Origin of the sequence: Sphingomonas sp. PAMC 26605 (assembly GCF_000241485.1) — a bacterium.
Classification (GTDB): Bacteria; Pseudomonadota; Alphaproteobacteria; order Sphingomonadales; family Sphingomonadaceae; genus Sphingomonas.
The window spans coordinates 56,647-79,163 of sequence record NZ_JH584241.1; the positions used below are offsets into that span (position 1 = coordinate 56,647).

20 protein-coding genes are annotated in these 22,517 nt (G+C 67.2%); 15 read left to right on the plus strand and 5 right to left on the minus strand.

Annotation, left to right across the window (positions count from 1 at the left end; genetic code table 11):
• The first annotated feature begins 323 nt into the window (after window positions 1-323).
• Window positions 324-1,091 (plus strand): TerC family protein, encoded by a 768-nt coding sequence (locus tag RH90_RS00280; RefSeq protein WP_010183157.1) that lies wholly within the window; start codon window positions 324-326, stop codon window positions 1,089-1,091.
• A gap of 7 nt (window positions 1,092-1,098) precedes the next feature.
• Here the strand turns inward: RH90_RS00280 and RH90_RS00285 are convergent, their stop codons facing one another.
• Window positions 1,099-2,841, minus strand: coding sequence for a methyl-accepting chemotaxis protein (locus tag RH90_RS00285; protein ID WP_037492578.1), 1,743 nt, complete (start codon window positions 2,839-2,841; stop codon window positions 1,099-1,101).
• A gap of 212 nt (window positions 2,842-3,053) precedes the next feature.
• Here RH90_RS00285 and RH90_RS00290 point away from each other — a divergent pair, with 212 nt between their 5' ends.
• The 5 genes from RH90_RS00290 to rpoN all read left to right on the plus strand — a co-directional run bounded on the left by RH90_RS00290 (window position 3,054) and on the right by rpoN (window position 7,410).
• A complete protein-coding gene (locus RH90_RS00290) occupies window positions 3,054-3,674 on the plus strand; it encodes a ribonuclease D (protein ID WP_010183160.1) in 621 nt (206 codons plus the stop codon).
• 26 nt (window positions 3,675-3,700) lie between these two features.
• Window positions 3,701-4,336, plus strand: coding sequence for an LPS export ABC transporter periplasmic protein LptC (lptC, locus tag RH90_RS00295; protein ID WP_010183162.1), 636 nt, complete (start codon window positions 3,701-3,703; stop codon window positions 4,334-4,336).
• Window positions 4,337-4,341: 5 nt separating this feature from the next.
• On the plus strand, window positions 4,342-4,884 hold the full coding sequence (locus RH90_RS00300) for an LptA/OstA family protein (RefSeq protein WP_010183164.1): 543 nt from the start codon (window positions 4,342-4,344) through the stop codon (window positions 4,882-4,884).
• Between the two features lie 128 nt (window positions 4,885-5,012).
• Complete coding sequence (gene lptB / locus RH90_RS00305) at window positions 5,013-5,789, plus strand: LPS export ABC transporter ATP-binding protein (protein ID WP_010183166.1); 777 nt, start codon at window positions 5,013-5,015, stop codon at window positions 5,787-5,789.
• Between the two features lie 115 nt (window positions 5,790-5,904).
• Window positions 5,905-7,410, plus strand: coding sequence for an RNA polymerase factor sigma-54 (rpoN, locus tag RH90_RS00310; protein ID WP_010183167.1), 1,506 nt, complete (start codon window positions 5,905-5,907; stop codon window positions 7,408-7,410).
• Between the two features lie 43 nt (window positions 7,411-7,453).
• Here rpoN and RH90_RS00315 read toward each other — a convergent pair whose 3' ends face one another.
• The 3 genes from RH90_RS00315 to RH90_RS00325 form a co-directional block, all read right to left on the minus strand.
• The gene (locus RH90_RS00315) at window positions 7,454-7,774 is read right to left on the minus strand and encodes a hypothetical protein (RefSeq protein ID WP_232280273.1); all 321 of its coding nucleotides are present in this window, start codon (window positions 7,772-7,774) and stop codon (window positions 7,454-7,456) included.
• Between the two features lie 250 nt (window positions 7,775-8,024).
• Window positions 8,025-8,513 carry a hypothetical protein gene (locus tag RH90_RS00320; protein ID WP_010183169.1) on the minus strand — a complete coding sequence of 163 codons (489 nt, stop codon included), beginning with the start codon at window positions 8,511-8,513 and terminating at the stop codon, window positions 8,025-8,027.
• 63 nt (window positions 8,514-8,576) lie between these two features.
• On the minus strand, window positions 8,577-9,575 hold the full coding sequence (locus RH90_RS00325) for a ligase-associated DNA damage response exonuclease (protein ID WP_010183170.1): 999 nt from the start codon (window positions 9,573-9,575) through the stop codon (window positions 8,577-8,579).
• 205 nt (window positions 9,576-9,780) lie between these two features.
• Here RH90_RS00325 and RH90_RS00330 point away from each other — a divergent pair, with 205 nt between their 5' ends.
• From RH90_RS00330 to RH90_RS00365, 8 genes are all read left to right on the plus strand, one after another.
• A complete protein-coding gene (locus RH90_RS00330) occupies window positions 9,781-10,515 on the plus strand; it encodes a hypothetical protein (RefSeq protein ID WP_010183171.1) in 735 nt (244 codons plus the stop codon).
• 79 nt (window positions 10,516-10,594) lie between these two features.
• Window positions 10,595-12,982 (plus strand): ligase-associated DNA damage response DEXH box helicase, encoded by a 2,388-nt coding sequence (locus tag RH90_RS00335; protein WP_442852465.1) that lies wholly within the window; start codon window positions 10,595-10,597, stop codon window positions 12,980-12,982.
• A 228-nt stretch (window positions 12,983-13,210) separates the two neighbouring features.
• Window positions 13,211-14,101 (plus strand): aspartyl protease family protein, encoded by an 891-nt coding sequence (locus tag RH90_RS00340; RefSeq protein ID WP_232280274.1) that lies wholly within the window; start codon window positions 13,211-13,213, stop codon window positions 14,099-14,101.
• Between the two features lie 175 nt (window positions 14,102-14,276).
• The gene (locus tag RH90_RS00345; protein ID WP_010183174.1) at window positions 14,277-15,671 is read left to right on the plus strand and encodes a M20/M25/M40 family metallo-hydrolase; all 1,395 of its coding nucleotides are present in this window, start codon (window positions 14,277-14,279) and stop codon (window positions 15,669-15,671) included.
• Between the two features lie 300 nt (window positions 15,672-15,971).
• Window positions 15,972-17,144, plus strand: a complete 1,173-nt coding sequence (locus RH90_RS00350) for a zinc-dependent alcohol dehydrogenase (RefSeq protein ID WP_010183175.1) — start codon at window positions 15,972-15,974, stop codon at window positions 17,142-17,144.
• Between the two features lie 314 nt (window positions 17,145-17,458).
• A complete protein-coding gene (locus RH90_RS00355) occupies window positions 17,459-17,785 on the plus strand; it encodes a type II toxin-antitoxin system TacA family antitoxin (RefSeq protein ID WP_010183177.1) in 327 nt (108 codons plus the stop codon).
• 9 nt (window positions 17,786-17,794) lie between these two features.
• Entirely contained in the window at window positions 17,795-18,286 is a 492-nt protein-coding gene (locus RH90_RS00360; protein ID WP_010183178.1) for a GNAT family N-acetyltransferase, read from the plus strand.
• Between the two features lie 149 nt (window positions 18,287-18,435).
• Window positions 18,436-19,287: a hypothetical protein gene (locus RH90_RS00365; RefSeq protein ID WP_010183179.1), complete on the plus strand. Its 852-nt coding sequence runs from the start codon at window positions 18,436-18,438 to the stop codon at window positions 19,285-19,287.
• A gap of 436 nt (window positions 19,288-19,723) precedes the next feature.
• On the opposite strand, the gene RH90_RS00370 is transcribed toward RH90_RS00365, so the two are convergent.
• Window positions 19,724-21,658: a potassium transporter Kup gene (locus RH90_RS00370; RefSeq protein ID WP_010183180.1), complete on the minus strand. Its 1,935-nt coding sequence runs from the start codon at window positions 21,656-21,658 to the stop codon at window positions 19,724-19,726.
• 137 nt (window positions 21,659-21,795) lie between these two features.
• On the opposite strand from RH90_RS00370, the gene pdeM reads away from it, so the two are divergent.
• A complete protein-coding gene (gene pdeM, locus RH90_RS00375) occupies window positions 21,796-22,485 on the plus strand; it encodes a ligase-associated DNA damage response endonuclease PdeM (RefSeq protein WP_010183181.1) in 690 nt (229 codons plus the stop codon).
• The last annotated feature ends 32 nt before the right edge of the window (window positions 22,486-22,517 follow it).

A 22,517-nucleotide genomic window follows, 5' to 3' on the forward strand; every position in this document is an offset into this window, starting at 1 on the left:
CCGAAACGATCGCCACCGCCGCCGAAGCCGCCGTCGAAGCCGCCGCTATCGCCGAAACCGTCGCGCTTGTCGCGCCCGCGCCCGCCACGATCGCCGCGGCGTCCTTTATCGAAACTCATGCCCTGTTCGTCTTCCCGGTTCGTCCGACATCGATATCGCAACCGTTGCGTCGGACGAAAGACGCAGGGTTTCGGCACCAAACCAATCGTGCCACCGAATCGTGTAACGCAATTTGGCAAGCGCTGCGAATGAATTCGTCCAAAATGCGGCACGAATCACACGCTTCTTGCGCCGCTGTGGCAAGCGCGGCACAGACTCGGCGCATGTCGATCCTCACCTTGCTCGCCGATCCCGCCGCCTGGGCTGCCCTCGCCACGCTGATCGTCATGGAGGTCGTGCTCGGCATCGACAATCTCGTGTTCATCTCCTTGCTGTCGAACAAATTGCCCGAGGATCAGCGCGCGAAGGTCCGCCGAGTCGGTATCGGGCTCGCGCTGGTGCTGCGACTCGGACTGCTGTCGATCATCGCCTGGATCGCCGGGCTGGTGCAGCCGGTGTTCGATCTCGGGCTGACCGGCGCGGCCGATTCGCACGGCGTGCCGTCGTTCGAGACCGCCTTCTCGGTCCGCGACCTGATTCTGATCGCGGGTGGCGTCTTCCTGCTGTGGAAGGCGACGACCGAGATCCACCACACGATCAATCACGACGAAGCGGGCGCTGGCGAAGGCAAGGGCGCGGCGGCGATCTCGTTCGGCATGGCGATCGTGCAGATCCTCGCGCTCGACATGGTCTTCTCGATCGATTCGATCCTGACCGCGATCGGCATGACCGACGATCTGCCGGTGATGATCGTCGCGGTCGTGGTCGCGGTCGGCGTGATGCTGCTCGCCGCCACCCCGCTCGCCAATTTCATCGCGGCCAACCCCAGCGTGGTGATGCTCGCGCTCGGCTTCCTGCTGATGATCGGCGCGGTGCTGATCGCCGACGGCTTCGGGATCCACGTTCCCAAGGGCTATATCTATGCGGCCATGGCGTTTTCGGGCGTGGTCGAGGGGCTCAACATCGTGGCGCGGCGCGCGCGGGCGGGCTAGCGCACGCCTAGGCGGGCACCGCGACCTTGCTATGCTCGGCGCCTCTTTGTTCGGTGCCGTGGAGCTGATCGAAGAACGCCGATAGCGCCTGCGCGATCGCCGCGGCGCTTTCCTCGACCTTCTGCGCGTCCGAGCGAACCTGGAACGCCCAGCCTTCGACTTCGCCCGCGGCCGCCGCGACATCGGCGACGCGCGCATTGACTCCGCCAAGGTCGGACGCCGCGCCGGTGACGTTGCGATCGATGATCGTCCCGCTCTGCGCCTGCTCCTCGATCGCCACCGCGAGGATCCCCGATCCGGTCGCGATTTCGGCGATCCTGCCGCCGATCCGCTTCAGACTGTCGTTCGCCAGCTGCGACGCGGTCTGCATCGTCGCGATCCGCTCGGCGATCCCATCCGCTGCGCGCGCCGACTGCCCGGCGAGCGTCTTCACCTCACCCGCGACGACCGAGAAACCCTTGCCCGCCTCGCCGACGCGTGCCGCCTCGATCGTCGCATTGAGCGCGAGCAAATTGGTCTTCTTGGCGATTCCGCCGATGACGTCGACGATCGCTCCGACGCTCTGCGCATTGTCCTGCACCAGATCCATCTGCGCGCCGAGCACGGCGACATCGCTGGTCGCTTCGGCGGTGAGCGCGGCGGACAACCGCGTGCGGGCGCTCGATTCGCCGAGCGCGAGCATGAACTGGTTCGTCGCCACCGCAATGTCGGCGGCGCCGCCGACGGCGCGCGCGACCGCGTCGCCCACCGCCCGCAGCTCGTGCGTCGCATGCGCCGAATGGCCGGCAAGCTCGTTCGACGCGCCCGACAATTGCAGCGCCGAACTGCGCAGATGGTCGAGCGCGTCGGCGGTGTGGCGCTCGAGCGCGTCGGCGGCGATCCGGATCGAGCGATCGCGCGCGGTATCGGCCGCGTCGGCGGCGCGTGCCGCGCGCGCCTGTTCGAGCGTGCGCTCGGCGTCGCGGCGCGCCTGCTTCGCCGCCGCGTCCTGAAGCCGCGCGCGTTCCGAGACCGAGCTGCGGAAGATCTCGATCGCACGCGCCATCCGACCGATCTCGTCGTGCCGCGCGACATGCGGCGTCTCGCCCTCGACGTCGCCCGCGGCGACCCGCTCCATTTCGGCCTCGATGTCGCCGAGCGGGCGGACCACGGTCTGGCGGACGATCAGCAAGGTCGCCGCCGCCGCCAGCGCGAACAGCACCACGCTCGCCACCAGGCTTACCACCAGCCCTTCGCGCGCAAGGTCGCGGCTGCGCGCGAGCAGCCGCGTGACGAGCGCGCCCTGTTTGGCGATCAGCGCGTCGGCGAGGCGCGAAGCGATCCGCTCGTTGGGGCGGACCTGCTTGCGGAAGGCGCGCAGCGCGCCGGCATCGTCGCCGTGCGCGATCGCCGCCGCAACCGCCGACAGCCGATCGAGCACGACCGCCTGGGTGTGCAGATAGGCGGCGCGCTGACTCGGGCTGTCGAACCCGGGGCTGCGCACCAGCGTCCCCAGCAGAATGCGCATCTCGGTCGATCGATCGGCGAATTTGGCGTGGATGATCGCGAGCTCGCGCCGGTCCTGCTCGAGGATCAGGTTGAGCGCGTCGCGCTGCAGCGAGCGGCTGAGCGAGCGCGCCTCGATCAGATCGAGATGGAAGTGCGCGCTGCGGTCGAGCGCAGTGCGCGCGGCCTGGAGCCGGCTGCTCGTTCCCAGGCTGATCAGGCCAAGCAAGGCGACGAGGCAGAGCATCACCAGGACGGGCAGCATCAACCGGGCCACCAGGCTATGGAGGCGGTACGAGAGCATGTGTTTAACCATATCCGCCGGGCGGGTAGATCACGGTTCTTAACCGCGTGTGACACAGAGCTGCTTTATGTTAAGGCCGGTTCGGGCCGAACTTGGGCGGAGGCATCCGCCCGGAACATCTCGCGGCACGACCAGCCATTGAGCGCGGCGGGATTCGCCGCTAGGGCCGGGCGATGACTGTACATCTGTATGAAGAAGACATCCCCGCCGATCTGTTCACGCCTGGAGCGGACATCGCGGTCGATACCGAGACGATGGGGCTGATCACGCCGCGCGACCGGCTCTGCCTCGTCCAGCTGTCCGATGGCGGGCCCGACGAGCATCTCGTGCGCTTCGCGCCCGACAGCGATTATGCCGCGCCCAACCTGCGCGCGCTGCTCGCCGATCCGGCGCGCGTGAAGCTGTTTCACTTCGGGCGGTTCGATCTTGCCGCAATCAGCCATTATCTCGAAGTGACCGCGACGCCGGTCTATTGCACCAAGATCGCCTCGCGCCTGGTGCGCACCTATACCGACCGCCACGGGCTCAAGGAGCTGGTGCGCGAACTGCTCGGCCAGGATATCTCCAAGGCGCAGCAATCCTCGGACTGGGGCGGCCCGGTGCTGAGCGACGCGCAGAAGGACTATGCGGCCTCCGACGTGCGCTTCCTCCATGCATTGCGCGAGGAGCTCGATCGTCGCCTCGTCCGCGAAGGCCGGATGGAGCTGGCGCAGGCGTGCTTCGCGTTCCTGCCGTGGCGCGCCGAGCTCGACATTGCCGGCTGGCCGGAAGTCGACATCTTTGCGCACATGTAATGCCAGCCGCGGCGAGGAACAGCGCCATGTCTGACGCGCGCGCGATCCGCGATTCGCGGCAAATCTGGGCGGCGCCGGGGAGCAGCCACGATCGCGTGATCGGCCTGCTGCGCATCGTGCTGCCGATCCTGATCGGCGTGCTCGCCGCGTTCGTCGTCGTGCTGCCGCTCTATTCGGGCGGCGACGTCAGCTTCCTGCTCGACAAGAAGAAGGTCGAGGTCGCCAAGGAGCGGCTGCGTGTCCAGTCGGCCAGCTACAAGGGCGAGGACGACAAGGGCCAGGCCTTCGCGCTGACCGCGGGCTCGGCGGTGCAGAAGAGTTCGGCCGAGCCGATCGTCAAGCTCGAGAAGCTGACCGCCGAGATCGGCCTCAAGGACGGCCCCGCCAACATCGTCGGCGAGCATGGCCATTACGACATGGACAAGCAGCAAGTGACGATCGACGGGCCGGTGCGCGTCAACGGCAGCGGCGGCTATCGGCTGATCACGCAGGATTCGACGGTCGATCTCAAGACCCGCACGATGAAGAGCGGCGGCGCGGTGACGGGGTCGGTGCCGCAGGGCACTTTCAGCGGCAACCAGCTCAATGCCGATCTGGTCAATCATATCGTGCGGCTCGATGGCAATGCGCACTTGCAGATCATCCCGCGAAAGAAGAGATAGTCCCGATGCAGCGCCTTCCCGCCCTTCTCGCCGTCTCGCTCGCTCTCACGGGAGCGGGGGGCGTGCGCGCGCAGACGGCGCACAATTCGGCCGCGCCGATCAACTTCGGGGCCGATCACATCGAGCTGCAGGACAAGGCGAATCGCGCGCTGCTCACCGGCAGCGTCGTCGTCAAGCAAGCCGAGATGACGCTCACCGCGGCACGGATGACGGTCGCCTATACCGGCCAGGTGGTCGATGGCAGCCCGCAGGTCTCGCGGCTCGATGCCGCCGGCAATGTCGTGGTGACGCGCCCCGACCAGACCGCGCGCGGCAATTTCGGCGTGTACGATCTCAACAAGCGCGTCGTGACGATGCTCGGCGCGGTGACGCTCACCCAGCAGAACAACACCGTCAACGGCGGGCGGCTGACGATCAACCTCGATACCGGTCGTGCGGTGATCGACGGGTCTTCGGTCGGTGGCGGCGGCGCTGGCGGCAAGGCCGGCACCACGACGAGCAGCGGCGGCCGCGTCAGCGGGACCTTCTCGGTCCCCAAGCGTAACTGACGCGAAAGCGGCGCGATTCGCCGTCCGCCGCTTTCGCGCGCGGCCGGATTGGCGTATAGTCATGCACGAAGCCTGCCAGATGCCGTGCGGTTAACCCTTCGCTAACTCTAAACTGCGAGCACGCCCCGATGAGCGACACCATGACCCTCGACACCGCGCCGCCGATCGCCGAGCTGCCGGTCAATGACGGGCTGTCGGTGGTGTCGATCGCCAAGTCGTACGACAAGCGCAGCGTGCTGACCGACGTGTCGGTGTCGGTCGGCAAGGGCGAGGTGGTCGGGCTGCTCGGCCCCAATGGCGCGGGCAAGACGACCTGCTTCTATTCGGTGATGGGGCTGGTGAAGCCCGATTCGGGCCGCATCATGCTCGACGGAAACGACATCACCGGCCTGCCGATGTACCGCCGCGCGATCCTCGGGCTCGGCTATCTGCCGCAGGAGACCTCGATCTTCCGGGGGCTGACCGTCGAGCAGAATATCCTCAGCGTGCTCGAACTGGCGGTGCCCGATGCGGCGCAGCGCAAGCTCCGGCTCGACACGTTGCTCGACGAGTTCGGCTTGACGCGGCTGCGCGATTCGCCGTCGATGGCGCTGTCGGGCGGCGAACGCCGCCGCGCCGAGATCGCGCGCGCGCTTGCCGCCGATCCGTCGATCATGCTGCTCGACGAGCCCTTCGCGGGGATCGACCCGCTGTCGATCGCCGACATTCGCGACCTGATCTGCGAGCTGAAGAATCGCGGGATCGGGGTGCTGATCACCGATCATAACGTGCGCGAGACGCTCGAGATCGTCGACCGCGCGTACATCATCTATGACGGCCGCGTGCTGTTCACCGGCTCGCCCGCCGAGCTGGTGGCTGACGCCAACGTGCGGCGGCTGTATCTCGGCGAGGGCTTCTCGCTCTGATCATGCCGGACGCCACCTCCTTCGTCGCCCCGGCGCAGGCCGGGGCCGCTGAATTGTCTGGCGGGGCGGGCGCGTCAAACGCAGCGGCCCCGGCCTGCGCCGGGGCGACGAATCGGTGAGTCTCGCCCCGCGCCTCGATCTCCGCCAGTCGCAATCGCTGGTGATGACGCCGCAGCTCCAGCAGGCGATCCGCCTGCTCGCGCTGTCGAACCTCGAGGTCGAGGGCTTCCTTGCCGAGGAGATCGAGCGCAACCCGTTGCTCGAAGCGAGCGCCCCCGAGGATGACGGCCCGACGCAGGAACGCGAGGCCGACGCCCCGCTCCGCGACGAACCCGCCACCGCCGACGAACTCCTGCGCGATGGCGGCGACTCGGGCGAAGCCTCGCTCGACGTCGATTTCACCGCGGAAAGCTTTCACCATGACAGCCCGGCCGATCAGGCCGGCGGCGCCGGAATGGACGGGTCGCTCGGCCTCAACGGCGCCAGCAGCGGCGGCGGGGCGGGCGAGGATGGCCCCGATTTCGACGGGTTCGCCGATACCGGGCTCAGCCTCTCCGACCACCTCCTCGCGCAGGCTGGCACTGCGGTCGACGGCGCGGACCTGTTCATCGCCGCGCATCTGATCGACCAGATCGACGAATGCGGCTATCTCACCGCGTCCTTGCTCGACATCGCGACGCGGCTCGGCGTGCCGCTGGTGCGAGTCGAGGCGGTGCTCGCGATCATCCAGACCTTCGAGCCGACCGGCGTCGGCGCACGCGATCTCGCCGAATGCCTCGCGCTCCAGGCCAAGGAGGCCGACCGCTACGATCCGTGCATGGCGCGGCTGATCGACCATCTCGATCTCGTCGCGCGCGGCGATCTGTCGCGGCTGCGGCGGTTGTGCAACGTCGACGACGAGGATCTCGCCGACATGATCCGCGAATTGCGCAACTACGATCCCAAGCCGGGCTGCCGCTTCGGCGGGGAGCCGACCCAGGCGGTGGTGCCCGATCTGTTCGTCGCCAGGCGCAAGGACGGCTGGGGAATCGAGATCAACGCGGCAACGCTCCCGCGCGTGCTCGTCAACCGCAGCTATTATACCGAACTCTCCACCGCGCGCGGCGACAAGGCGTCGAAGGCGTGGCTCGGCGACATGCTCGCCAGCGCCAACTGGCTGGTCAAGGCGCTCGACCAGCGCCAACGCACGATCATCAAGGTCGCCGCCGAGATCGTCAAGCAGCAGGAAGGCTTCTTCCTCCACGGCGTCGCGCATCTCAAACCGATGACGCTGCGCCAGGTCGCCGATGCGATCGAGATGCACGAATCGACGGTGTCGCGCGTCACCAGCAACAAATATCTGTCGTGCGCGCGCGGGCTCTACGAGCTCAAATATTTCTTCACCTCGGCGATCCAGTCGTCCGAGGGCGGCGATGCGGTGTCGGCGCAAGCGGTGAAATCGGCGATCAGGGCGCTGATCGCGGGCGAGGGCGACAAGATCCTGTCCGACGACACTTTGGTCGAACTGCTCAACGTCAAGGGCTTCGACATCGCGCGGCGCACGGTCGCGAAATATCGCGAGGCGCTCGGGATCGGATCGTCGGTGCAGCGCCGGCGGGCGCGGGCGCTCGAGGGCGCCTGACAGGAGCGGAGCCGGCCGGACCGAGGTCAGGCCGGCAACGGGCTCAGCGCGAGGTCAGCGTCACCGTTCCGGCGAGCGCGCGCTTGGCGACCTGGTGCGACCAGATCGCATCGCCGGTCGGCGTTTCGAGCATCGTATTGTCGAGCGTGAGCGCGCGCCGCAGCGCGGTATTGGCATCGGCGATCCGGCCCGACCGCTGATAGGCGCCCGCGAGTTCGATCGCGACGCCGCCGTCGCGCGGCGACATCTGCGATTCGACTTCGAGCGAATGCACCGCGGCAGCGGGGTTGCGCGCCGGCGAGGCTGCGGCCGGGGCGACGGCCGCGGCTGCGACAAGGATGGCGATAGCGAATTTCATGGTCATCATCAGTCTCCTATTTGGTCTGTTACAGAAAGATGACATATTTGCTGCACATCTGTGAAGCGGTAATTTAAAATATGTGACAGATTTGTTGCGGGAGGCCGGGGAGTGGCAAAATACGCGCAGCAGGGCCGCGCCCGCACTCCCATGTCCCGGCTCGTTTCCAACCGACGCGCGGCCGCAGATCGCGCCCACGTCCAACAGGGAGCGCGAGCGGATGTAACGCCTTGGACCGTCTCGAACGTTGCGCCCGCTATTTGCCGGGGGGCGTCGGCTTTGCGCCCTGGGCTTCCCCGATCAGCGCGCCGAGCGCCTTGGGATCGGCGAAGCTGCCCAGTTGCTGGAGTTCCTTCTGTACGAGCGGATCGCTCATCAGGCCGCGCATGGCGACGCCGCCGAGCGTTCCGAAGCTTGCCGCGATCGCCGGCGTGCCGTCGTATCGGATCGCTTCGATCGCCTGCGCGCGACACTCGACGGTAAGCTCGCGATTGAACAGGGCCGCGGTCCGGCGATTGAAGTCTTCGCGCTGCGCGGGCGTGATCGACGACAGGCGCTTGACTGCGGGGCCGGCCGAGATCGCCGAGAACACCCATTGCACGAGCAGCGTCTGGTCGGATTGCGAGCTATGATCGACCAGGCATTTCGACAGCGCATCGCCGAAACTGCTGGCCTGCGCGGTGCCCGGCGCCACGACACAGAGCAGTGCGCCTGCGAGAGCGGCGCGCAGAGTTCGGTGTGCCATGCTGTTTTCCCCCAACGCATCGAACTCTATGCCGCGCCGGAAACGCCGTCCAGCGCACTTCGCTCAGTCGTCCTCATCCTCATAGCCCGACAGCGCGAGCGCACGCGCCTTGATCTGGCGGGTCTGGCACCAATGGACGAGCGCATCCTCGCGGCCGTGCGTCACCCACACTTCCCTGGGCGCGATCTCGGTGAGCGTGGTCGTGAGTTCGTCCCAATCGGCATGGTCGGACAGGATCAGCGGCAATTCGACCCCGCGCTGCACCGCACGCTGCCGCACGCGCATCCACCCGCTCGCCATCGCGGTGATCGGGTCGGGCAGGCGGCGCGACCAGCGATCGGCCATTGCGCCGGGCGGGGCGATGACGACGTGCCCCATCATCTCGGCCTTGGCGGCAACCGTCGCGGGGCGCAGCTCGCCGAGCTCGACGCCGTGCGCCTGGTACAGCGCGCACAGTTTCTCGAGCGCGCCGTGGATGTAGATCGGCGCGTCATGCCCGCGCGCGCGCAGTTCGGCGATCACGCGCTGCGCCTTGCCGAGCGCGTACGCGCCGACCAGCACGCAGCGCGTCGGATTGGCGTGGAGCGCGGCGGTCAGCTTGTCGATCTCGTCGCCGGTCTCGGGATGGCGGAAGACGGGCAATCCAAACGTCGCCTCGGTGATGAACACGTCGCACTTGACGGGCTCGAAGCCGGCGCAGGTCGGGTCTGCGCGGCGTTTGTAGTCGCCCGACACGACGACGCGCTCGCCGCGATATTCGAGCAGGATCTGCGCCGAGCCGAGCACATGGCCCGCAGGGACGAAGGTGGCTTTGACGTCGCCGAAGGTATGGCTGTCGCCATACGCGATCGCGTGGCCGGCCTGCGGCCCGTAGCGGGCGTCCATGATCGCGAGCGTCTCGGGCGTCGCCCACACCGCCTCGTGCCCGCCGCGCGCGTGATCGGCATGGCCGTGCGTGACGAGCGCGACGGGGGAAGGGCGCGACGGGTCGACCCACACGTCGGCGGGCTTCACGTAGATTCCGTGCGGGTGGGGTTCGATCCAGTCGCCGAGCTTTGCCATCGGTGACTATATGGGTGGGAGGCGTTCTGGTTCCAAATCTCCCTCTCCCATCGGGAGAGGAGTTTCGGGTCGGCCATGCCCCCGGCATGGACTGAACAGCGCGGGGCGCTGCTCACCCGCTGCGCCCACAGGGAGAGGGATTTGGGTGCGCTCCCAATAGGAGGAGCGCCTTGGATTGGCCGTATTGCTGTAGGACCGATGCGGCATGATCTGCGCGCCCTTGCCCTCCGCCCTTTCGACCCGCCATCGCAGCACGATCTTAGCGCTCGGTACGATCGCGCTGGCGACGGCCACGCCAGTCACCGCCGCCCACGCCGACGCGCTCCAGACCAGGATCGTCGCGGCCGCCCGCGCCACGCCGACCATGCGCCACGCCTTCCGCCGCACGCTGGCGTTCGAGCGAACCGGCGCGCCGCGGAAAACCTATGTCGAGCAGTTCGATCCCAGCCGCCCCGCCGCAGAGCGCTGGTCGCTGATCAGCATCGATGGCCGCGCGCCGACGCCCAAGGACATCGCGACGTCGCGCAAGGCCAATCACGGGCCTATCCCGTCCTACGCGGAACTGGCGAAGTGGTTCGGCAGTCCTGCGACCCGCACAGACGACGGCGGTGGCGTGCTCTATCGGTTCGCGCGGCTGCCGGCGGGCACGTTCAAGATCGGGTCGCACGACGCGTCCGCCGACACGCAGGTCGAAGCGCTGGTCAACACCAGCGGCGCGGTGCCGTTCGTCGAGCGCGTGCGGATGACGTCCAACAAGAGCTTCAGCGTCATGCTCGTCGCCTCGCTGCGCAGCATCACGGTCGACCAGCGCTACCGCGTGCTCGCCGACGGAACCGCGGTCCCGTCGGACGCGACCAGCGCGCTGACCGGGGCGATGATGGGCAAGGCCGGAACGATGCGAACCGCCACCAGCTACAGCGAGTTTCGCGCAATTCCGTGATCGCCGACGCGCGGGGCTGGTCTTTGCCGCGTCGCGCACCCCATATCGGGGTGTGAGCGTATCAGACCTTCCCGCCCCGATTGCCGACTGGTTCGCCGCCAAGGGCTGGGCTCCCCGCGCCCACCAGCTCGACATGCTCGACGTCGCGCGCGCCGGGCATCACGGCCTGCTCGTCGCGAGCACTGGTGCTGGCAAGACGCTCGCGGGGTTCCTCCCGACGCTGACCGAACTGATCGAGAACCCGACGCAAGGCCTTCACACGCTCTACGTGTCGCCGCTCAAGGCGCTCGCGGTCGACGTCCAGCGCAATTTGCTGACCCCGATCGCCGAGATGGGCCTCGACATCCGCGTCGAGACGCGCACCGGCGATACGCCGTCGGACCGCAAGGCGCGCCAGCGGATCAAGCCGCCGCAGATCCTGCTCACCACGCCCGAATCGCTCAGCCTGCTGCTCAGCTATCCCGACAGCGGGCTGATCTTCGAAAACCTCAGGACGATCGTCGTCGACGAAGTCCATGCCTTCGCCACCGGCAAGCGCGGCGACCTGCTGTCGCTGTGCATGGGCCGCTTGCAGCGCCTTGCCCCCGATCTGCGCCGCGTCGCGCTGTCGGCGACGGTGGCCGACGCCGACGGCTATCGCGCCTGGCTCGCGCCCGATGGCGATATCGACACGGTCGATCTGGTGCAGGGCGAGCCCGGCGTCGCCGCCAATATCGCGATCCTGCTCCCCGAGGGGCGCGTTCCCTGGTCGGGCCATTCGGGCCGCTACGCCGCCGAACAGGTGATGGCCGAGATCGAGACGCACAAGACCTCGATCGTCTTCTGCAACACGCGCAGCCTCGCCGAGCTGATCTTCCAGGATCTGTGGAAGGTCAATGCGATGAGCCTGCCGATCGGCATCCACCACGGCTCGCTGTCGCTCGAGGCACGGCGTAAAGTCGAAGGTGCGATGGCCGACGGCAAGCTGCGCGGGCTCGTCGCCACCGCCAGCCTCGATCTGGGGGTCGATTGGGGCGATGTCGATTGCGTGATCCAGATGGGCGCGCCGAAGGGATCGTCGCGATTGCTGCAGCGAATCGGGCGCAGCAATCACCGCATGGACGAGGCGTCGGAGGCGGTGCTCGTGCCCGGCAACCGCTTCGAATATCTCGAAGCGCGCGCCGCTCTGGACGCGGTCGAGGCAGGCGAGCTCGACCCCGACGTGTTCCGCATGGGCGGGCTCGACGTGCTCGCGCAGCATATCATGGCGTGCGCCTGTGCGGCCCCCTTCCGCGAGGAGGAGATGCTCGACGAGATCCGCTCGGCTTTGCCCTATTCGGCGCTGACCGACGAGACCTTCAGCCGCGTGCTCGGCTTCATCCGCGACGGCGGCTATGCGTTGAAGGCCTATGACAAGTTTAAGCGGCTGACGCAGGACACCGACGGCCTGTGGCGGGTCAGTCACCCGAAATTTGTTGCGCAACATAGATTGAACGCGGGCATCATCGTCGAGGCGACGATGCTCACCGTCCGTTTCAAGAACGGCCGCAGCCTCGGCAAGGTCGAGGAGGGGTTCGCGGCCACGCTCAGCCCTGGCGACACCTTCTTCTTCGCCGGCATGAGCCTCGAGGTGATGGGCATGGACACCGAGGATCTGCTCGTCCGCGCGACCGCGCGGCCCGCGCGGATCCCGACCTATGGCGGTTCGCGCATGGCGATGTCGACCAACCTCGCGCAACGCGTCCGCGGTTTCCTCGCGACTCCGGGCGAGTGGCCGCGCTTCCCCGACGACGTGCGCGAATGGCTCGAGATGCAGCAGCGCCGCTCGACGCTCCCGGCGCCCGGCCAGCTGCTGGTCGAGACCTTCCCGCGCGAGGGCCGCCACTATATGGTCGCCTACAGCTTCGAGGGCTGGAACGCGCATCAGTCGCTTGGCATGCTCGTCACGCGGCGGATGGAGACGCTCGGGCTCAAGCCGATGGGCTTCGTCTCGAACGATTATGCGCTCGCCTGCTACGGCCTCGAAAAGATCATCGACCCGGGGTCGCTCTTCTCCGCCGATATTCTCGAGGACGAGTTCGTCGATTGGGTGCAGAGCTCGGCACTCTTGAAACGCGCCTTCCGCGAAGTCGCCGTCATCGGCGGCCTCGTCGAGCGCCAGCACCCCGGCAAGCGCAAGACCGGCAAGCAGGTCACCTTCTCGACCGACCTGATCTACGACGTGCTGCGCAAATACGAGCCCGGCCACCTGTTGCTCGAAGCCGCCTGGGCCGACGCTCGCGCGCGGATGACCGATGTCGGGCGCCTCGCCGACCTGCTCGACCGCGCCGCCGAAACGATGCTCCACGTCGATCTCGAGCGCGTCTCGCCGCTGGCAGTGCCCGTGCTCACGCTGATCGGGCGCGAGAAGATCGCCACGGGGCTCGCCGACGACGCACTGCTGATCGAAGCCGAAGCGCTCGCGGCGGAGGCGATGCGGCCCGATTAGCCGCCCAACGATCGTCATCCCCACCACCGTCATCCCAGCGAAAGCTGGGATCTCCCGGCAACCCGCACCGCGCCAGCATCACGAGACCCCAGCCTTCGCTGGGGTGACGGAGTGGGTGGGGCCAGTCAGCTGCTTGTGAAGCCGCCGAATCGGGCGTAGTTTGCGCGCATGGTTTTGGCGCTGCTTCTAGCCGTTCCGCTCGCCGCAGCGTTGGCCACGCCCCAACCCGTGCTTCCGCCCCCGCCCGATCCTGCTGCGCAGCACGATGCGCAGCAAACGCCAGCCGACCAGCTCGATTTCGTCACCGAGGGCCTGCGCATGACGGTGCCCGTGACGATCGGCCCGGCCGGCCCGTATCGCTTCGTCGTCGACACCGGCGCCGAACGCACCGTGATCGCGCGCGAGCTCGCGACCACGCTCGGCCTTGCGCCCGGACGCAGCGTCCATGTCACCGCGATGGCGGGCTCGGCGCAGTTCGCGACCGTGGTCATCCCCGATCTGCGGATCGGTTCGCCGCTCGCGGGGGCGCGGCTGTCGACGCAGGGGATCGAGGCGCCGGCGTTGTTCGGCCGCAATCTCGGCGCCGCCGGGCTGGTCGGGATCGACACGCTGCAGGGCCATGCCGTGACGATCGACTTCGCCGCGCAGACGATGACGGTGATCCCCTCGACCAAGCGGCTGCGCAAGGAACGCTTCGGCCCCGACGACATCGTCATCCACGCAAGGAACCAGCTCGGCCAGCTGGTCGTGACCGATGCAAGCTATCGCGGGCGTAGCGTGCGCGTCGTGATCGACACCGGCGCCGACACCAGCATGGGCAACCTCGCGCTGCGTCGCCTCGCCGCGCCGGGGCACGCCGCGCTGACCGCGGTCAGCCTGCTCAGCGTCACCGGGGCATCGCTCCAGGCCGAGCAAGCGCTGCTCGACCGCGTGCGGATCGGCGAGGTCGGGCTCGCTAATCTCCCCGTCGCCTTCGTCGATGCTGCACCCTTCGCGCGGCTCGGCTTGCGCGAGCGGCCGGCGCTGCTGCTCGGGATGGACGCGCTGCGGCTGTTCGGGCGCGTGCGGATCGACTTCGCCAACCGCGAGCTGCGGCTCGCGCAGCCGAAGGTGCCATAACGCTCTTGGCCCCTCCCCTTCAGGGGAGGGGATGGGGGTGGGGGACGCCTCGCAGAGACCAACGGCTGTCACTTCCCCACCCCAACCCCTCCCCTGAAGGGGAGGGGCTTTTACCTCGCCCCGTTGCGTTCGCCCGCAACCACGCTAGCCTCGTGCCAAACACAGGGGGGCCCCAATGTTCGCACGCATCGCCACGATCCTCGCCACCAGCCTGCTCGCCACCGCCGCGAGCGCGCAGGAGCGGCCCGACCAGAAGGCCTATCTCGGCCTCTACAAGGAGCTGGTCGAGACCAACACCACGCTGTCCTCGGGCAGCTGCACCACCGCCGCCGCGCAGATCGGCGCTCGGCTCAAGGCGGCAGGCTTCGCCGATGCCGACCTCACCTATTTCAGCGTGCCCGATCATCCCAAGGAAGGCGGCCTCGTCGCGATCCTCAAAGGCAGCGATCCCAAGGTCAAGCCGATGCTGCTCCTCGCGCATCTCGACGTGGTCGAGGCCAAGCGCGAGGACTGGACGCGCGACCCGTTCAAGCTGATCGAGGAGGACGGCTACTATTACGCCCGCGGCAGCACCGACGACAAGGCGATGGCGGCGATCTGGGCCGACAGCCTGATCCGCTTCAAGGCCAAAAACTACCGCCCCAAGCGCACGATCAAGCTCGCGCTCACCTGCGGCGAGGAGACCACCTTCGCCTTCAACGGCGCGCAGTGGCTTGCCAAGAACAAGCCCGACCTGATCGCCGCCGAATTCGGCCTCAACGAAGGCGGCGGCGGGCAGATGACCGACGACGGCAAGCGCCTCGCGATGTTCATGCAGGTCGGCGAGAAGGCCGCGCAGAACTTCACGCTCACCGCCACCAACCCCGGCGGCCACAGCTCGCAACCCGTCCCGACCAACGCGATCTACCAGCTCGCCGACGCGCTCGAGGCGATCCGCGCGTACGAGTTCCCGATCAAATTCACCGACACGACGCGCGCCTTCTTCAAGGGCGCCGCGCTCGCACAGAAGCCCGAGATGCGCGACGCGATGCTCAAGCTCGTCGCCAACCCCGCCGACACCGCGGCCGACAAGATCGTCAGCACCGACAAGACCTTCCACTCGACGCTGCGCACCACCTGCGTCGCGACGCTGCTCAGCGCCGGCCATGCCGAGAACGCGCTCCCGCAGCGCGCCACCGCCAACGTCAACTGCCGAATCTTCCCGGGCGAGACGGTGGAGGGCACGCTCGCCAAGCTGCAGCAGCTTGCCGGCGCCGCGGTGAAGGTCAGCGCCAACGTCCCCGTCCGCCCGGTCGCCGTCCCGCCCAGCCTCGACCCCAAGGTGATGGGCCCGGCGCAGGCGGTGGCCGCCAGGCACTTCCCCGGGCTGACGATCCTGCCGCTGATGTCGACCGGCGCGACCGACGGCATCTTCTTCGAGGGCATCGGCATTCCGGTCTACGGCGTCCCCGGCATCTTCATGACCGGCGACTTCAACCGCGCGCACGGCCTCAACGAGCGGATCAACGTCAAGTCGCTGTATGACGGGCGCGATTATCTGTTCGATCTGGTCAAGGCCTACGCCGGCTAGCGGCCGCTCCGCCACGCCCCAAACCGTCACCCCGGCCTCGTGCCGGGGCCCACCGCGCCGCATGTGCTGCGTCGTCACGACGCGCCTCCCGGTGGACCCCGGCACAAGGCCGGGGTGACGCCGGGGGGCGGGGGCCGCGCCTTATCCGAGGTTACGCAGCGCGTGCGTCATCCCGAACGTGATCGAGATCAGCCTAAAAAACAAAACCTTATGCCCCCTATTCCGCACCCTGACGCGTTGGGCCGCCTGAAACACACTTCCGCACCCCCGGCGGAAGCCCCCAGCGACCGGAGACGAAACATGCGCGCATTGGTATGGCACGGCAAAGGCGACGTTCGCGTCGACACCGTCAAAGACCCCGAAATCCAGCATCCGCGCGATGCGATCATCAAGGTAACCGCCTGCGCGATCTGCGGCTCGGACCTCCATCTGCTCGACGGCTATCAGCCGACGATGCAGTCGGGCGACATTCTCGGCCACGAGAATATGGGCGTCGTCGTAGCCTTGGGCTCGGAAGTGACCAACCTCAAGATCGGCGACCGGGTCGTCGTCCCCTTCACGATCAGCTGCGGCGATTGCTTCTTCTGCCGCAAGGGCCTGTTCTCGGCGTGCGAGCGCACCAACCCCAATGCCGAGCTGGCGATCAGGGCGATGGGCCATTCGCCCGCCGGCCTGTTCGGCTTCAGCCACATGCTGGGCGGCTATTGCGGCGGCCAGGCCGAATACCTCCGCGTGCCGATGGCCGATATCGGCCCGATCAAGGTGCCCGACAGCGTCACCGACGAACAGGCGCTGTTCCTCTCCGACATCTTCCCGACCGGCTATATGGCCGCTGAAAATGCGCAGATCGAACCCGGCGACACGGTGGCGATCTGGGGCTGCGGTCCGGTCGGTCAGTTCGCGATCCGCTCGGCGCTGATGCTCGGCGCCGGCCGCGTCATCGCGATCGACGAAGTCCCCGAGCGGCTGCTGATGGCGCAGGCCGGCGGCGCCGAGACGATCGACTTCAGCGAGACCGAGAACGTCTATGACGAGCTGCAATTCCGCACCAAGGGCCGCGGCCCCGACAGCTGCATCGACGCGGTCGGCGCCGAGGCGTCGGGCCATGGCAGCTTCGATGCGGTGCTCGACAAGACCAAGGCGGCGGTCGGCCTCGCCACCGATCGCATCCACGTGCTGCGCGAGGCGATCATGAGCTGCCGGATGGGCGGCACGGTGTCGATCCCGGGCGTCTATGTCGGGATGGGTGACAAGGTCCCGCTCGGCGCGATGATGAACAAGGGGCTGACGATCAAGACCGGCCAGACCCACGTCCAGGCCTATACCGCACCGCTGCTCGCGCGGATCGAGGCGGGCGACATCGACCCGAGCTTCGTCGTGACGCACCCGGCGAGCCTCGAGGACGCGCCCGAAATGTACAAGAAGTTCCGCGACAAGGAGGACGGCGTGATCAAGGTGGTGTTGCGGCCGTAAAGCGCGCGACGTTTCTGCGGGGGAGGGGGAGCGCTGCCAGCGCTCTCCCGTCTGTCTCTCCCGAGGGCTGTACGAACGCTCCCCAAACGTTCGCATCCGTCACGCCCGCGTCCCGCCCCCCCCTCCGTCACCCCGGCCTTGTGCCGGGGGCCACCGTGCCACGCGACCCACGATGGCAGCTCATGCGGCACGGTAGACCCCGGGACGAGCCCGGGGGTGATGGGTAGGGGCCCGGGGTGACGAAAGGGGCCGGCGCGAGCGGAGGGCGACATCGCCCGTATTGACATTGTAGATACGTCCGCCATATTCGCCCCATGGCAAAAGGCACCGCCCTTTCCGACGCAAACGTCCCCTTCCGCGCCCAACCAGCCGCGTCCGAGACCAAAGGCAGCATCAACCTGCGCATCGAAGCGCAGACCCGCCAACTCATCGACGATGCCGCCACCATACTCGGCAAGACCCGCACCGAGTTCATGATCGACAGCGCCCGCGCGCAGGCGATCGACGTGCTGCTCGACCAGCGCCTGTTCGTCCTCGCCCCCGACGCCTACGACACCTTCGCCGCCGCGCTCGACGCGCCGCCGAAGCCCGACCCCAAGCTGCGCGCGCTGCTGCGCCGCAAGCCGGCCTGGGAAGCCTGAGCCGCGCGCATGACGCTATCGCCGCCGGTCCCGCTGACCGCGGCGCATGATTGCAGCGGCTTCGACTGCGGCGAACCCGCGCTCGATCTGTGGCTGCAACAGCGCGCCTTGAAGAACGAGAGCCGCTTCTCGCGCACCTATGTCGTCTGCGAGGACAATCGCGTCGTCGCCTATGTCTGCCTGCTCGCGGGCTCGGTCGCGCGCGGCGCGGCGCCGGGCGCGGTGCGTCGCAACGCCCCCGACATGATCCCGGTCGCGATCATCGGCCGGCTGGCGGTGAGCCGCAGCCATGCGGGGCGAGGGTTGGGCGCAGACCTGCTGGCGGACGCGCTCCGCCGCATCGCGCACGCCTCGCGCGATATCGGGATCGGCGCGGTGTTGGTCCAAGCGAAGAGCGCGGCGGCGAAGCGGCTTTATTTGGCGTGCGCGGAGTTTGTTGAGTTTCCGGCGGAGAGTCGGACGCTGTTTCTCCCGATTGAGGCGGTGATGAGGGCATTTTGATGATGAGCCGAAACACTGCGTCGTCGAATATGCGTGACAATGCATCATTTTAGCTATGAGAAGACCAACGTCACTCGCAATGTCGGCCAAAGGGTTTTCATGTGAGATCGCCTCGGCAAATCCTTGTCGCATTCGCCAAACGGTTAGGCATGTGGCGAGAGCGAAGGTCGCCCGAGCCGGACTGCTCTGATCTGCACCGTTCAGACTATACTAGGCTCGACCTTGGGCCAGATACGATCAAGTATCTTGGCGATCTAGCGGCCGAGTCGTTCAAGCGGCAGTCCGAACTGGACGAATCGGTTTGGCGGTCGCTGCCGTTTTTCGCGGCGATATTCGCGTTTGTCGCGACGATCGTCGGAAAGTCCGCCGTTGACGCACCTGCGTGGAACGGTACCTATTACACCGCCGCGACGATCACGTTGCTCTCCGCTGCGACGCTGAGCATGGCTTGGACCTTGCGATGGTTTTGGGTGGTACTCCGGCCCAGAGAATATGAATACCCCGCTCCCGACTTCGCCATTCGAGACTATGCCGAGCAGATCACGGAGTATCATGCCGAAAGTGGGGTACCGCCCGGCGATCTGGATGCAAAGACGCTGACCGACGTTAGACTGTTTATGATCGATCAATATGGGAGCGCCGCGGCCACCAACCTCACGCATAATGCAGCGAAACTCAAAGCTCGGACAAAGGTTTTGCTGTTCATGCTTTTGGGCTTTGTTCTCGCGTTTGCGTGCGAAGCCACTATATTCGTCCATACGCACATAGCTGGCGCTGGCGCCGCACGAGGAGCACCGACGGATGTCACATCCACCACGCTCGGAACCATCGAAAGATTTGGCAAGGCCAAGCCCGCCGCCGCGTCCGGTTCCGCCGAAATCACAATTGGTGACCGAAGGCGCAAGCTTCTGGGGCACGAGTTCGAAGCCGCAAATCCGGAGCAAGCCATGACTCGCGGGCGAAATCCGATATCGCCAAATAAGCCGGCGGTAACGCCGTAGAAGCCGGCTCCGCCACCGCTGCAGCTTATCGCGAAGGATCGTAGCATCGAACTTGGTCAGACCATGCCCAGCTCGAAAGCAAAGGATTGACGCGAGCTTCGATCCGGTCGTCGGTGAATTTGAAATTGAGCGTCAAAACGGCATAGAAAAAGATGCTGTCCTACATGCCGCGTTTTTGAGAGACTGCCTCCAAACGCTCTTTGAACTCGTCAATTCAACCGGTGGCCGAGTCGCGCCAGGCTTTGGTGCGTTTGGTTCACACCCTCAAGGCGTGTTCGATAGGCAAGCAGATGTCTGCTGTCCTGAACTTCGGCGCCGGCTAGGCAGTCTTATCGAAGATCATCGCTAAAACGGAAACAATCGCCCCCGCAAACATCACGTCTAGGGGTCAATCGAGTCAACCACCCCTCAACTCGTCGCAACCCCAGCGCCTAAATCAAACCGTAACCTGCTCCCCCAACTCCAGCACCTTCCCCGGCGGGATGCGCAAAAAGTCGGTCGGGTCGCTCGCGTTGCGCTGCAGGAACATGAAGATCCGGTCCTGCCACAGCGGCATGCCCTGGTCGGCAGCGGGCTTGATCGTGTTGCGGCCGATGAAATAGCTCGTCTTGGCGGGGTTGAGCGACTTCTTGTGGCTCACCGCCTCGAGCCCCAGGTCGCGCGGCACGTCGGGCGATTCCATGAAGCCATAGGTCAGCACGATGATCGTGAAATTGGCATCGACCGGGCGGATCTCGGCGCGCTCGTCCTGCTCGACCGAGGGGCGGTCGGCGGTGCGGATGCTGACGATCAGGTTCTTCTCGTGGAGCACCTTGTTGTGCTTGAGATTGTGCAGCAGCGCGCCAGGGGCGCTGTCGGGGTTGGCGGTGAGGAACACCGCGGTCCCCTCGACGCGCTCGGGCGGGCGCTTGGCGAGTGCTGCCGCCAGGTCGGCGAGCGGAACGCTCTGGCGCAGCTCGAATTCGCGGACGATCCCGCGCCCGCGGTTCCAGGTGTAGATGATCAGCCCGATCACCGCGGCGACGACCAGCGGCACCCAGCCGCCCTCGATCACGCGCAGGATGTTCGCGCCGAAGAAGATCAGGTCGAGCGTCAGGAACGGCAGGATCACGGCGAGCGCGAGCGGGCGCCCCCAGTTCCAGCGATGCCGCACGACGATATAGGCGAGCAGCGTCGTCACCACCATCGTCCCCGTCACCGCGATGCCGTACGCCGCGGCCATCGCCGAGGAGGTGCGGAACTGGATCACCAGCACCAGCACGCCGACCAGCAGCAGCCAGTTGATCGAGGGGAGGTAGATCTGCCCGGCCTGCGTCGCCGAGGTCTGGCGGATGCGCAGCCGCGGGAGGAGTCCCAGCTGGATCGCCTGCTGCGTCAGCGAATAGGCGCCGGTGATCACCGCCTGGCTGGCGATGACGGTGGCCATCATCGCGAGGCCGATCAGCCACGGCCGCACGCCCTCGGGCGCCATCAGGAAGAACCAGTCCTGATTGACGAACGGCTTGCCCGCCGCGGCGGCGGCCTCGAGCGCGTTGAGGGCGTAGGCGCCTTGCCCGAGATAGTTGAGGATCAGGCACGGGAAGACGAGCACGAACCAGCCGATGCGGATCGGCAGGATCCCGAAATGCCCCATGTCGGCGGTCAGCGCCTCGGCGCCGGTGACGGTGAGGAACACCGCGCCGAGCACGAACAGCCCGGTCACGCCGTGCGTCGCGAGGAAGATCGCGCCGTAATGCGGCGAGATGACGCGCAGGATCGAGGGCTCGTCGGTGATGTGCCACAGCCCGAGCGCGCCGATCGCGAGGAACCAGACGATGCAGACCGGGCCGAACAGCGCCGAAACGCTCGCCGTGCCGCGGCTCTGAATGAAGAACAGCGCTACTAGGATGACGATCGTCACGCCGAGGATCACCGAGTCGGTGAACATGCCGCCAAGCCCCGGGATCGTCTTGAGCCCCTCGACCGCCGAGAGTACCGACAGCGCGGGCGTGATGATCGCGTCGCCATAGAAGAGCGACGCCCCCGCCGCGCCGAGCACCAGCGCGATCAGCGACCTTCGCCCGAGCGCACGCCTGGCCAGCGCGGTCAGCGCGAGCACGCCGCCTTCGCCCTGATTGTCGGCGCGCATCAGGAAGATGACGTATTTGACGGTGACGACGAGGATCAGCGACCAGATCGCCAAGCTCAGCACGCCGAGGATCTCGCTCGGGTCGAGCCCGTCCTTGGCGGTCAGGTTGAGCGCCTCGCGGAAGGCGTAGAGCGGGCTGGTGCCGATATCGCCGAACACCACGCCGATCGCACCGATCGTCAACGCGACGAGGGCGGGGTGGGGGGTGGCTTTGGCGACAATGCTGTCGGTGGCAGAGGTCATAAGGGGGTAATGGCTCGCCGAAGAGGACGGCGCGCTTTACGCCCGTCACGCCTTTGCGCAAGCGGTTTAACCGGCGGGGGCCGTCGCTCGCCGGGACAGCGTTGCAAGCCTGCATCGATTGCGACATAGGCGGGGGCATGGTTCCCTGTTCGTTCGCCCCTTTCAGCTTTGGCGGCCATTCCTTGCTCGCCTTGCGCAGCGGCGCCGTCTTCTGGCCGGCGCGCGCGGCGTTGCTGGTGGCCGACCTGCATTTCGAGAAAGCGAGCTGGTTCGCGCGGAGCGGGCAGATGCTGCCGCCTTATGATTCGCTCGCGACGCTCGCCGATCTGAGTGCCGTGGTCGAGGCGCTGCGGCCACGCGAGATCTGGTGCCTCGGCGACAGTTTCCACGACCCAAAGGGCTGCGAGCGCTTGCCCGCCGCGGCGCAGGCGACGCTGCGCGCGCTGACCCGTGCGGCGCGCTGGACGTGGATCACGGGCAATCACGATGCGGGGCACGAGGCTGGGCTGGTCGATCATTGCGGCGGCGTGGTGGTCGACGAGGCGGTGGTCGACGGGCTGGTGCTGCGCCACGAGGCGAGCCCGCGCGATCCGCGGCCCGAACTGTCGGGGCATTTCCATCCCAAGCTCCGGCTGCGCGTGCGCGGCCGCAACGTCTCGCGGATCTGTTTCGTGGCGACGTCGACCAAGCTGATCCTGCCGGCGTTCGGGGCGCTGACCGGCGGTCTCGATGTCGATCATCCCGAGATCATCCGCGCGGTCGGGCCGGGGGCGGAGGCGTTGATCCCGGTCGAGGACAAGCTGCTGCGGTTTAAGGTGGCGGCGTAGGGTTGCGGATAAGCCCCTCCCCTTCAGGGGAG